Origin of the sequence: Levilactobacillus zymae, from assembly GCF_032190635.1 — a bacterium.
Lineage (GTDB): Bacteria > Bacillota > Bacilli > Lactobacillales > Lactobacillaceae > Levilactobacillus > Levilactobacillus zymae_A.
This window is the reverse complement of the sequence record NZ_JAVLAS010000001.1, coordinates 1,628,597-1,641,514: the sequence shown is the minus strand read 5'-3', so window position 1 is coordinate 1,641,514 and position 12,918 is coordinate 1,628,597. Positions and strand designations below refer to the sequence as shown.

12 protein-coding genes are annotated in these 12,918 nt (G+C 48.6%); 8 read left to right on the top strand and 4 right to left on the bottom strand.

Annotated features, from left to right (window positions below; all coding sequences use genetic code 11):
- Window positions 1–14 precede the first annotated feature (14 nt).
- From RI501_RS07625 to RI501_RS07615, 3 genes are read right to left on the bottom strand one after another with little or no spacing between them, the layout of a single operon-like run.
- Window positions 15–779: an ABC transporter permease gene (locus tag RI501_RS07625; RefSeq protein WP_313821393.1), complete on the bottom strand. Its 765-nt coding sequence runs from the start codon at window positions 777–779 to the stop codon at window positions 15–17.
- Between the two features lie 25 nt (window positions 780–804).
- Entirely contained in the window at window positions 805–1,563 is a 759-nt protein-coding gene (locus tag RI501_RS07620) for an ABC transporter permease (protein ID WP_313821391.1), read from the bottom strand.
- A complete protein-coding gene (locus RI501_RS07615; protein ID WP_313821389.1) occupies window positions 1,553–2,440 on the bottom strand; it encodes an ABC transporter ATP-binding protein in 888 nt (295 codons plus the stop codon). The genes RI501_RS07620 and RI501_RS07615 overlap by 11 nt, the downstream gene beginning before the upstream one ends.
- 402 nt (window positions 2,441–2,842) lie before the next feature.
- Between RI501_RS07615 and RI501_RS07610 the strand changes: the two genes are divergently transcribed.
- The 8 genes from RI501_RS07610 to topA all read left to right on the top strand — a co-directional run bounded on the left by RI501_RS07610 (window position 2,843) and on the right by topA (window position 11,443).
- Entirely contained in the window at window positions 2,843–3,763 is a 921-nt protein-coding gene (locus tag RI501_RS07610; RefSeq protein ID WP_011373852.1) for an IS30-like element ISLsa1 family transposase, read from the top strand.
- Window positions 3,764–4,005: 242 nt separating this feature from the next.
- A complete protein-coding gene (locus tag RI501_RS07605) occupies window positions 4,006–4,572 on the top strand; it encodes a hypothetical protein (protein ID WP_313821387.1) in 567 nt (188 codons plus the stop codon).
- 444 nt (window positions 4,573–5,016) lie between these two features.
- Window positions 5,017–5,598: a hypothetical protein gene (locus RI501_RS07600; protein WP_313821385.1), complete on the top strand. Its 582-nt coding sequence runs from the start codon at window positions 5,017–5,019 to the stop codon at window positions 5,596–5,598.
- Window positions 5,599–5,941: 343 nt separating this feature from the next.
- Entirely contained in the window at window positions 5,942–6,085 is a 144-nt protein-coding gene (locus RI501_RS07595) for a hypothetical protein (protein ID WP_313821383.1), read from the top strand.
- Window positions 6,086–6,604: 519 nt separating this feature from the next.
- Window positions 6,605–7,471, top strand: a complete 867-nt coding sequence (gene ylqF, locus RI501_RS07590; protein WP_313821381.1) for a ribosome biogenesis GTPase YlqF — start codon at window positions 6,605–6,607, stop codon at window positions 7,469–7,471.
- On the top strand, window positions 7,464–8,261 hold the full coding sequence (locus RI501_RS07585) for a ribonuclease HII (RefSeq protein ID WP_313821379.1): 798 nt from the start codon (window positions 7,464–7,466) through the stop codon (window positions 8,259–8,261). Before ylqF ends, RI501_RS07585 begins: the two co-directional genes overlap by 8 nt.
- 43 nt (window positions 8,262–8,304) lie before the next feature.
- Window positions 8,305–9,198 carry a DNA-processing protein DprA gene (gene dprA, locus RI501_RS07580; protein WP_313821377.1) on the top strand — a complete coding sequence of 298 codons (894 nt, stop codon included), beginning with the start codon at window positions 8,305–8,307 and terminating at the stop codon, window positions 9,196–9,198.
- 133 nt (window positions 9,199–9,331) lie between these two features.
- On the top strand, window positions 9,332–11,443 hold the full coding sequence (gene topA / locus RI501_RS07575) for a type I DNA topoisomerase (protein ID WP_313821375.1): 2,112 nt from the start codon (window positions 9,332–9,334) through the stop codon (window positions 11,441–11,443).
- Window positions 11,444–11,528: 85 nt separating this feature from the next.
- Here the strand turns inward: topA and RI501_RS07570 are convergent, their stop codons facing one another.
- Window positions 11,529–12,812, bottom strand: a complete 1,284-nt coding sequence (locus RI501_RS07570) for an ISL3 family transposase (RefSeq protein WP_010620868.1) — start codon at window positions 12,810–12,812, stop codon at window positions 11,529–11,531.
- Between the last annotated feature and the right edge of the window lie 106 nt (window positions 12,813–12,918).

Sequence of the window (12,918 nt, the reverse complement as noted above, 5' to 3'; positions counted from 1 at the left end):
AACCTCCGGCGGCGTTAAAAACGCTTTTTTCTAAAGATGAGATACCCACTCACGACAAAGAGCCCCGTGTAAAGTAAGGTACCTAGTAAAAGTTGTGAGTTTTGCAGGTGACTGGTGGCGTAATAGGTGGTGTAGTTGTAGTACTCCCGCGTTAAGTTGGTCATGTTAAAGGGATTCCAGCGCAACAACCATACGCCCCGGTTGGCCATCAGCAGATTAGACGACACAAACTGGCCCATAAAGACCACGAGTAGACTCACGCTAATGACGACTGCATTATTATTAATCAGGCACGAGAGCAGAAAAATTAGGCTAATGATCAAGGTGGTGGTCACAACGTCTACCGCCATGGTTTTGAGCAGGTTTTCCCAGAGCGGCTGGTGGTAAAGGTAGACGGTTGACCAAGCGACGGGGCGATTAAGGGGCGTTTGGCACAGGAGCATTGTCCATAAGATAGCAACGCCGTGCAGGAAAACGTTGTACCCCAGAATGACGATGTATTTGGCGAGGTACACGTCTCGTTTGGCGGGCGCCTTGTACAGTAAAGTTAAGATGGCGTGATTTTGAAATTCCATGGAGAAGGTAGTGGCGCCGACCACGACTAAGATCAGCATGAGCCAATCAGGGGCATCGTAACTAGTGGCCATTGACAATTTAGTTTCATTATACCCTATTGTGTAGCCGGTCATGACCATCAGAACGAGGAGAATGATGGGCGCTAGCCAAACGATTTTGCGGTGGCGGAGCTTGTAAAACTCCTGTTGTAAACTGAGTCGCATTTGAATTTCCCTCCTAACGGTCGATCTAAACTGGCCGTTTTTTAAATAGCCAGTACCCAATCAAGATAAAGGCCACGGTATACAGCAGGGTGCCGCTGATCACCTGCCCGTTACTGAGGTGTGAAATGGCTGCGTAGGGCGGGTTGGCTAATTGTTGGGTAATAAAAATCATATTCAGCGGGTTCCACCGAATCAGGGCTACTTGGGCGGCAAAGGCGTGCATAAAAGCCACCGAAAAGCCCGCGCCCATGAACCCCAGCGTCAGCCCGATGCCAATCACAATCGCGTTACTTTTAACGAGGGTAGTTAATAGTAAGGACAGGGCGACGATGAATAACGTATAGAGGAGTGTCCCCAACACGTTACCGCTTAATAACGCGAAAAGCGTCTGGTGATGGGCGACGGGGTGGAACCACCCGTAGCGGTGACCCACAAAGATTGTTTTAAGGACGACCGTAAACATTGTCGCCAGTCCCGTGAGGACAAGACTGTAGAGCCAAAGCACCAGTAGCTTAGCCAGATAAACTTGGAATCGCCGTGGATGTTTAGCGACTAGTAGGATAATCGTGTGCTGGCGGTATTCCATTGCCAGAAACGCTGAACTAACGGCAATCATAATAATCGTGACCCACTGAACGGCCCCAAATTCGAAAATGAGTTGCGTGGGGGTAATCGGCGCAGTCAAAGCACTATAGCTCATGAGCACCAGTAAGGTGAGTAGGCCGTAAACGGGCGTTTTTTGCCGCGTGAACTTGAACAGTTCTTCTTTGAGGCTAGTTTTCATGAGCGGCCTCCCGTTGTTGCGCCAAAATGGCGACTACCGTTTGTTCCAAGTTACGCTCAACGGGGGCTAATTCTTCTAAGTAGATGTGGTGGGTGGCCAGCAGGTCCTGTAGCGCAAAGATGGTTTCCCGGCGCACGGAGAAATAGGACTGGTGAGTTGTGAATGAAATCCGTTGGGCTTCCAGCAGTTGACGTGTCTGCTGCGGGGCGGTAGTGCGAAATTGGTAGTTCTGATGATGCAATTGATTAAACTGGTCCAGGGGTTGATTGACGATGAGTTGGCCGTGATTGATCAGAATGACCTGGGTCATCACCCGCTGGAGCTCGCTTAAAATGTGGCTGGAGATCAGGAAGGCCGTTCCCTGAGCGGCGTATTGGTGAATGAGTTGGCGGACGCCAATGGTGGCTTCAACGTCGAGACCGTTCATAGGTTCGTCGAGAATGATCAATTGGGGGTGGTTAAGAAAGGCAATGGCAATCCCCAGCTTCTGTTTCATCCCTAGAGAATACCCCTTGGCTTTTTGCCGAATATAACTGTCCATTCCTAGTGTGGTAATTAGTTGTTGCCGGTCGGTCGGGTCCTGGGAGTAAAGTTCTAAATTTTGCAGTCCGGTCAAAAAGGGGTAGATGGCGGGGTGTTCAATGAGGGCGCCTACACGCCGCAATGCCTGGTGGTCCGTTTCGGTGACCGGAGCTTGGGCGATCTGAATGGTGCCACTAAACTTGGTCAATCCTAGAATCGTTTTCATCAGCGTAGTTTTGCCGGCCCCGTTAGGCCCAATTAAGCCCACGATGCTGCCGGGGGCAATCGTAAAGGTGATGTCTTTGACAATGGGTCTTCGCCGAATATAAGTTTTAACGTGCTGAACAGTTAACATGAGCGTTTCCTCCTAACCGTAGTCAATGTTCTAAATCTACTATCGATTAGTGGGAGCGCTCCCACAAGCAACTAAGTTAAAGCATTTCGCAAATAGCAAGTTATTTTCGCGCAACTTGAGTGCACCCAAGGGGGGTTAAAGGTTGCTATACCGGGGGTTACTGCGGTTGCGGGGCGAATGTCACACGAATACTCAATTAAAGACAGGTGGGTCGTTTTTAATCTGCAATTAAACTTAATGCTGCAGATTATTGAACCTAAATTCGATTGAAACAACTGGGTTCTTTCATTAAATTTTTAGGCAAGGCAAATTCTATAATTAATCCGAACAGAAATTAAAAAGCCCAAAGCAATCACTTACAATGGTAGTAGCTAATTCCAACCAATATAGGGAGTGATTACTTTGGGTACATCTACTTTATCACGTTTTCAACGTGGCGCACTAGCACAACTGGTCAATGAGGGGAATAAATCTTACCAAGTAATGGCTGACGCCTTAGGCGTCGCCAAAGCTACGATTAGCTATGAGTTGGACCGGGTTAAACCTTATGATCCAGAATTAGCTCAGCAAGATGCAGATCGCAAAAGGCGGAATTGCGGTCGTCGTTCGATGCTGACGGCAGCATTAGCGACTTTAATTACCAATCACTTACGATTAACCTGGTCACCAGAAACCATTGCGGCCGCTTATAACTTGAGCACTGCGTCAATTTATAATTGGCTTAATCGTGGCTGGCTCCCCTTCAAATTGACTGATCTACCCAATCGGAATGTCCGCCAGCACCGAGTGAGCGAAAATCGTGGGAAATTTACAAGTGGGACTTCCATCGAACAACGGCCAACAACTGTTAATCAACGGTTAGCTTTTGGTCATTGGGAAGTAGATACGGTGCTTTCTAGTCGAAGTGAGTCACGATCATGTCTGGTTACATTCGTAGAACGTAAGACCCGACTTCTATGGGCCATCAAAGCCCCTAATAGAACGGCTAAGGCTCTAAACACCGCCTTTGGCAAGTTTATGGGGGCCTTCGGTCCCCAAGTAAAATCCATTACTGTTGATCATGGTAAAGAGTTTGCCAATTATCAGGCCTTAGAACAGGATTATCAGATCAAAGTTTATTTTTGCCATCCATATTCACCATGGGAGCGAGGTTCCAATGAATATTTTAATAGACGGTTACGCTGGTTCTTCCCGAAAAAGACCAATTTTAGCCAAGTAACGACTGATGAGATCCTAGCAGCACTTGAACTAATTAATCAACGACCATTAAAAATACATCATCAACAGACTGCCATTGAAAGATTCCGGGCTTGTTCGGATTAAACTTGTAATTTGCCTTAAAAATAAAAAACATGGTAAGTGGCTAATTGGCGGTCTCGAGCGAATGACGGACTACAACACCGTTTACAAAGTGGTTAAGCATCACGGAAAAAAAGCGCTAAAACTTCTCACGTACTCAGATATTCACACAGGGGATGTCTCAGGAGATAATTATTATTACAAGAAATAACTGTCAAGATCACGGGGAATGTTCTGAAAATATGGAAAAAAGGGAGTAATGACGGATGAAGAAAATGAACAAGGCTATCGCCTTAATGGGCGTTGGGTTGATGTTGGGTGGTACCGGGATTGGAACTTTAGGTGTTAATGGAAACACCGATAATGTGATGGCACAAGCGGCCAAGAAAACTGGATATAGTCGAATTTCTAAAGATGCTATGAATAGTCGCTATCAATATAAAGTTGCTAATAAAAAAGGTCGAGTTTATTCTATTAGTGGTCCATCTAAGAATGTAAAATTAAAGACCATTCATTATTTAAAGAACTATAAGACTAAAAAGTGGACTCGAACTAAAATCACTCAAGTCAAACACAATGGTAGTTGGATGGTTTATTACTATATGAAATCTAATGCCAAAAATAAGGCAGCCGGATGGATTAAATTAACCGATATGCAAGTAACTAGTCCTAAGCCCGGCAAAGCTACTAAGCATGAAGCCGCCGATTTTGATACTTGGTATAAAGGTTTATCAAAATCTCAACGCGGATACTACAGGTTAGCGGCTCAATGTGGCCCATTTACACTTAATTATAAAGGCGAACAAGTCCCACTTCAAAATCTTAGCTACTAATATTCAGTCAATGACCCGACCGATCATTGGTTGGGTCATTTGTCGCGCAAATCGCTATTATCATATGGGGCGCTCCCGCCCCACCCCCACTAGTTCTGTAAAACAATTGATTTTTCTTGGCTTCAATCGTTTTATCACTCGTTAGATCCGCTTGTTCTCCGACACTGTTCTCGTTCACCCCGTCTCGCAATTAGCAAGAATCGGCGAATTTTCATCCAAGGACTTGTCGGACCTAGTGTCTAGTGAAGAGCACTGATTTAAAGGCTCAATTACCCTGTACCTTGATGATGCCACCTAGTCCTAAACAACCGGTTAGAAGAAGGTTAGTAGTTATGGAAACCATTCAAGACTATAAAAGTGAAATCCTGGTCATTAACGTGAGAATAGATACATAGTAGGAAGGGAACGTCCTGAAAAACATGATGAAAAAGGGAGTAATGCCGCATGAAGAAAATGAATAGTGTTATCGCCTTAATGGGTGTTGGGTTAATGCTGGTTGGTACCGGAATTGGCACGTTGGGTGTTAATGGAAATACCGATAATGTGACGGCTCAAGCGGCCACATTAAAAGGTCAATATTCACGACGTACTAAGTGGAGTTTAACCCCAACCCATAAGTACTATAAGTATAAAGTTCGAAACAAGAAAGCCCACACCTATACGATGACGGGACCATATAATAATATCAAATTGAAGACCAATCACTATTTGGGTAACTATACCAAGAATTCATGGAAGCGTACTAAATTCACGGCAGTTAAACACAATGGTCATTGGATGATTTGGTATTATGTGAAGTCCAATGCTAAAAATAAGGCCGCGGGTTGGGTTAAATTAACCGATATGCGAGTTTATAGTCCAAAACCTGGGTATAAGAACGGGTCATCACTTCCTGATTTTGATACATGGTTTAAGAAAGCCAACCAATCGCAACGTGATTATTATGCAGGACATGAATTGGCACATGAAGCGACTGAATACGATGCAGATGGTAATATGGTTCCAATGGACACAATGATATATTAATATTTCATCCAACAACCCAACCAATCATTGATTGGCTGGGTTGTTGGTCGCGCGATTCGCCTACGCGAATCGCTATACTCATGGGGCGTTCCCGCCCCAAACTCCCACTAATTTCTGTAAAACGATTAATTTTTCCTATTCTCAATCGTTTTGCCCGTCACTTCTTAGACCCGCTTGTCTACCGTCGCTATTCCCGTTATACTAACCTTAATCACTTCGTCTTGCGTTTAGCGAGAATCGGCGAATTTTCATCCAAGAATTCGTCGGCCCTAGTATTGGACATGTCTAGTGAAGAGGACTGATTGACGATGACGGAATTAACGCTATACCCGATGATATGACCTTGATTCAATTGACGGGCGATATTCGGTTGTTAGCTAGTAATTCGCAGACTCATGACTTCTTATTAACGATTGGCAGTCGCGGTTTGACCACCGGCTGTTACACGTTGCCGGAAATCAAAGCCGTCTTACAACAGGATGAATAGTCGTGGCTCACCGATTTACCACTGCCCCGACTCATCTTTGATAACCGGGTTTTAATTCGCCCCATTCAAGATTTAGCACAGGCCACCCGGATAGTGATTCACGGGAGCTAAGATTATAAAGGTGAGATCCCGGAATATTTCGCCCATTACAATGATCATCCGTTCTTGCTCATTGTAAGGGGCAGCTGAGGGGGATTAAGCCGACACACAAATTAGTCCGGATTAGTTTCTCTTTGAGGGGTTCTGGTATTGGAAACAACACAGCTATCTTAAATAGTGTTAAAAATGGTAAAATGGGATTGTCAATTAATTCCGTTTTACCTTTTTCGTTAGAGTCGTTGACGAAAAAGGCTAAAATAACGAATTTCATTTTAAAAGCCATAGCTTTACTGAAAAGTTAGTGTGCATTAAATTTTGTGCCCAATTTGGAATGGCCACATGGCACAAATTGGGCACAAAATCGTATTTTACAATAAGACAACGTGCTAGAAACGTTGATATTACAAAGGAGTACAACTTATGAGTACCATTCAATGGTTCCCCGGCCACATGGCCAAAGCGATTCGGCAGATGGAAGAAAACGTCCACTTGGTCGACATCGTCTTCGAACTGGTCGACGCCCGGATTCCCGCGGCGTCCCGTAATCCGGAAGTTACCCGGATCAGTCAACACAAACCGCATTTAATCATTTTAACCAAAAAGGATCTCGCCGACCCGCAACAGACCGCGGCCTGGCTGGCCTATTATCATGCACAAGGCCAACCGGCGATCGCCATCGATTCCCGGGCCAACGTGACGCCTAAGCAGATCACCAAGCTTGCGCTAAGCATCTTGGCCGATAAACTGGCTAACGAGCAGGCCAAGGGGCTCAAAGAACGGCCCGTCCGTGCTATGACCGTCGGTGTCCCCAACGTGGGGAAGTCCACGTTACTAAACCACCTCGTGCGGCGTAAGGCCGCCCAGGTCGGCGACACCCCCGGCGTCACCAAGGGTCAACAATGGCTGCGGTCCAGCAATCACCTGGAACTGCTCGATACGCCGGGGATCCTATGGCCCAAGTTCAAAGACCAAAGCATGGCCCAAAAGTTGGCGTTGACCGGTGCCATCAAGGAAAAACTGTACGCCAAAGACGACGTGGCCCTGTTTGCCTTAGGGTTCTTCCGCCAGTATCACTCCGCCGCCGTACAGGAACGTTACCGGCTAACCGCGGCCGACCTCGAGTTAAGCGACGTGGACCTGTTACTAAAGATCACCGCTAATCTGGGGATGCGCGACGATTACGAACGGGCCAGCGAACGCTTGATTTTAGACGCCCGGCATAAGAAACTCGGCGGCTTTACGCTGGACCGAGCCCCCAAGGCCGGAGACGGTGACGGCAATGCCTAAAGCCACCGGCGAGTCGACTCCGAAGCGTCCCAGTCTGGCGCAATTGCGCCAAGACCTGCACGACGTGACCACGGCCACCGACGCGCGGTTGACGTCCTTACAGGCCGATCCGCGCAAGGGCGCCCAACAACTCTACCAGCAGATCCAACGGCGGTTGGCCAAGCAGGCCGAGGCCGAGGCGGCCTTTCAACACCGGCTGTATTACGAACGGCGACTCTGGCAGGCCGGACAACTGGTCGCCGGGATCGACGAGGTGGGCCGCGGGCCACTGGCCGGGCCGGTGATTACCAGCGCGGTGATCCTACCGCCGGACTTCGACGTGCCGCTGGTCAACGATTCCAAGCAACTCACGGCCAAGGAACGCGAACGACTCTACCCGATCATTTTGGACCGGGCTCAGGCCGTTAGCATTGGCGTGGCCAACCGGGAACTGATCGATCGGTTGAACATTTACCAGGCGACCAGGGTGGCCATGCAGCGGGCCGTCTTGGGGTTAGGACTGGCGCCCGACCATCTGATCGTCGATGCCATGCAAATCCCCGTAGCGCTGCCCCAGACGCGGCTGATTAAGGGTGACGCCAAGAGTGCCAGCGTGGCGGCGGCCAGCATCGTGGCCAAGGTCTACCGCGATCACCTGATGGCCAGCTACGATCGTCTCTATCCGGGGTACGGCTTTGCGCAAAACGCCGGGTACGGGACCGCCGAGCACCTCGCCGGCCTCCGGAAACTGGGGGTCACCCCGATTCACCGGCGGAGTTTTGCCCCGGTTCGTCAAATAATGACCGACTAATCACGGAGTTACTCCTAAAGCTAATCCTTAGGAGGTGGGCGAATTGCCCTTAACAGCCCGTGATTTTTTATTGCGTTTTCCCTTAATAGCTGGTGTCGGTCGGCATAGTGCGTTGGTCTGCTGGCGGTGGCTGGTCGATCATCCCCAGCTGTTACCCCTGACGCCCGAAACCCTCGATTACCTGTTAGCCGCCGTCCATTTGCCGGCTAAACGGGCGATGGCCCTGCGCCGCCAGCTGTTCACCGACGTCCTGGCTCACGCCGTGACGGCCAGCTTGACCCGGTGTCGGGCGGTAACGCTGGCGGATCGCCACTACCCGGCATTACTGCGTGAGATTTACGAACCGCCCGTGGTCCTGTATTTTCAGGGGAGACTCGACCTGGTCACCCGGCCGCCGCTAGCCGTGGTGGGGTCGCGGCACCCCACGGACTACGCCTTTCGGGCCATGCGCCAGCTCTTACCGGCCGTCAGTCGTCAGGGGGTCTGCCTGATCTCGGGGTTAGCCCAGGGGGTCGATACGTTGACCCACCAGGTGGCCTTAGCCCACGGGGGGACCACCATCGCGGTGGTGGGGACCGAGTTGGGGCGCTGCTACCCGGCCAAGAACCGCGCGTTAATGGATCAATTGTGCCAAGCCCACCTGGTGGTCTCGGAGTACCCCTGGGACGCCAGGGGAGCCAAGCACCATTTCGTGGAACGGAATCGGATCATTGCCGGATTATGCCAAAGCGTCCTGGTGGTGGAGGCCGCTCACCATTCTGGGTCGCTAATCACGGCCAATTTTGCGTTACAGGAGAACCGTAACGTCCTGGCCGTGCCGGGCAATATCGACGGGAAAAATTCGGTGGGGACTAACGAATTGATCCTCGCGGGGGCCAAGCCCATCCTTAATTCGGAACATATAATGGAAGAACTTTTAGTTGACAAGCGCCCCTGACTTGAAATATCATGTGTGGGATTATAGTGAAAAGATTCGCGAGCCTGTCACTCGCCGGATAAATAAATGCGTTGGGCTGAGTAACCCCGGTATCAGTGGGGTCCCGTCCAACCTTTTGAGGGAGTAATGCGCATTGCCAACCAAGGCGAAAACTAAAACCAGCACCCATAAACGAAAAAAAACGCAAAAAAAATTGGTGATTGTGGAATCACCCGCCAAAGCCAAGACCATTGAAAAGTATCTGGGGCGGACTTACAAGGTGGTCCCGAGTCTGGGTCACGTGCGCGACCTGCCGAAGAGTTCCATGGGCATCGATTTTGACCACGACTACGATCCCCACTACATCTCCATTCGGGGGAAGGGCGACGTCATCAAGGGCTTGCGGTCAGAGGCCAAGAAGGCCAAGGCCGTTTACCTGGCGTCTGACCCCGACCGAGAAGGGGAATCGATTGCCTGGCATCTCGCCCACATCTTGAACTTAGACGTGACGGATAAGAACCGGGTCACCTTTAACGAAATCACCAAGGACGCCGTCAAGGAAGCCTTCAAGACGCCGCGGACCATCGATATGGATTTGGTCAACGCCCAACAGGCGCGCCGGATTCTGGACCGGTTGGTGGGGTACTCGATCTCACCACTGCTGTGGAAGAAGGTCAAGAAGGGCCTGAGTGCCGGCCGGGTTCAATCGATCGCCTTAGCGCTGATCATTGAACGGGAAAACGAGATTAAGGCCTTTAAGCCCGAAGAATACTGGACCATCGACGGAAGTTTCAAGAAGGCCCGGCATCAATTTGACGCCAGCTTTTACGGCTTGAAGGGGAAGAAGCACGGCTTAAAGGATAACGCCGCCGTGCAAGCTATCTTAAGTCAGCTCGACAAGAGTCAGGCCTTCGACGTCACCAACGTGGTACGTAAGGAACGGAAGCGTTCCCCGCAACCACCGTTTACCACCAGTTCCATGCAACAGGACGCCAACCGGAAGCTGAACTTCCGGACGCGTAAGACCATGATGGCCGCCCAACAGCTCTACGAAGGGATTAACCTGGGTAAGGAAGGCACGCAGGGGCTTATCACCTATATGCGGACCGACTCCACCCGGATTTCGAGTTTAGCCAAGCACGAAGCTTCGACGTTCTTACACGAAAAGTACGGAGCCGAGTACGCGGCGACCAAACCCATCAAGGGGAAGCTGCCTGAAGGCGCCCAAGACGCCCACGAAGCCATCCGGCCGACCTCGGTCTACCGGACCCCGGCCAGCCTCAAGGATCGCTTGAACCGGGACCAATTCCGGTTATACCAGTTGATCTGGAACCGCTTCGTGGCCAGTCAGATGACCAACGCGGTGATGGATACCATGGCCGTGACCATCGAACAAAACGGCGTGACCTTCCGGGCCAACGGGTCGAAGATGAAGTTTGAAGGGTTCTTGAAGATCTACAAGGACGGTAAGGAAAAGGATAACCTGTTACCCGACCTCGAAATCGGCGACCAGGTTACCCTGGCCAAGACCGATCCGGCCCAACACTTTACTCAGCCGCCGGCACGCTACTCCGAAGCCAACCTGATTAAGGCCTTAGAAGAAAACGGCGTGGGCCGGCCCTCGACCTACGCGCCAACGCTGGATACCATTCAACGTCGGTACTACGTAAAGCTCGTCGGTCGGCGGTTTGAACCCACCGAGTTGGGGGAGATCGTCGATAAGATTATCAAGGACTACTTCCCCGACATCGTCAACGTGGGCTTCACGGCCGACCTAGAAGACGAGTTGGACGGCATCGAAGCCGGTAAGCAGGACTGGGTCAAGGTCGTCGACAACTTCTACAAGCCATTTTCCACGGAAGTCGCTCACGCCGAAGACGCCATCGAGAAGATTCAGATTCGCGATGAACCCGCTGGTTTCGACTGTGATATTTGTGGGGCCCCAATGGTCATTAAGATGGGGCGTTACGGGAAGTTCTATGCTTGTTCACGCTTCCCCGATTGCCGCAATACCAAGCCGATCGTCAAGGAAATCGGCGTGACCTGCCCGGTTTGTCACCAGGGCCAAGTCATCGAACGCAAGTCCAAGAAGAACCGGATTTTCTACGGTTGTTCGCGTTATCCGGATTGTGACTTTGTCTCCTGGGATAAGCCGGTCGGCCGGGATTGCCCGAAGGACGGGCACTACCTGGTCTTAAAGAAGATCCGCGGCGGCAGTCAGATTGTCTGCCCCAACGGCGACTACGAAGAAGCACCTCAGAAATAAATGCCAAAAACGTAAGCCCGCGGGGTTTACGTTTTGGCTCTTTGTCAAATCCTGTTGATAGATGAATTTGGGACACTGTTAGAAGTTATGCAACTTCTAACAGTGTCTTTTTGTTTGGTTTGGTTCTCATTTGTTGTAATTTAACTCTTGAAACTAAGTGGTGATAATTTCGGAAACCGAAGGCAGTTCTTTGAATTTGCTTAATCATTCTATTGATCCCTTCAATTGGACCATTAGAATACTTTGATTCACTGGCATTGAGGACTATTTCAAGATTCTTTTTAAATGTGGTTAAAACATCTTTCATTTGCGAGCTAAGCTTATCGTTGTTATATAAATATTGAACAAGACCATCTTTGTCGTGATTTTTAAGACATATCATAATGCCTTGCATGGCGTTATAAGTATTTAACAGTCTTTCATCAACATCTAGACCTAACTGAACTCTTTCGAGTTGAGTTACTTGTTTCCTAAGGTGTCGATCGAAAAATGTTTTTTTAATCTCAAGCTCATCGAAGTGTTTTAAATAAAGTTTCCAGGAGAATTTAAGCATCCGATATTCCTTGGATTGTTTCTTGTATTCTTTCATAATTTGAACGCGACTTTGGTTAAAAGATCTAGTCATCATCGCAACAATATGAAAACGATCGACAATTATTTTGGCATTTGGAAATACCAATCTGGCGATATCTTGATAGTAACTATTAAGGTCCAGAGAAACTGTCTTTACTTGCTTTCTAGCGGTGCTGTCAAACTTATTAAAGTAATCAATAATAGTTTGTTTAAAGCGATCCGGTAGGATCTGTTGAATTTCATGATCACCATCACCGTTAATACAAAGAAAGTGGAAATCGCCGCCAACACCACGAAATTCATCCATAGATAAGTGCTCAGGTAAAGAATGATAATTTCTCCGAAATAGATCATCATAGTTGTCTAAATAGCGACAAACGGTACTGGGAGAAACACTATTATCTAAAGCAATACTAGTCTGAGTACGATCATCCTGAAGATGCATGAATATTTTTTGTCTGGTAGCTTTGGAAATATTACAATACTTATTGACGAGGTCTGTTGTTGCCATTACCGAGTTTCCACAATTTTTACAGATTAATCGTTCTTTATGAAGTTCAAGATAGACGGGCTCACTAGCGTTGGCCGACGGATATGAAACGCGTGACACATAGTGTCCGTTATGACTAAAGTTTTCAAAACCACATTGAGGACACCTTGTATAAGTGGCTTTTACATTGGCAACATAGACTTTAGCAGGTTTTGATTTTATGAATTGATGCTTATAACTGAAAAAAATAACATTTGGGTCTTTAATACTGAGTGAAAATTTTATATTATTATCTATAGGGTTCATGGTTTCTCACATCCTTTGATGATGCTGTAGTGGGTGGATTTTTTTGTGTGTGGGGACCTGTGGGCCTCTTTTTTTTTCAAAAAAATCCTGTTAATAGATTACCACA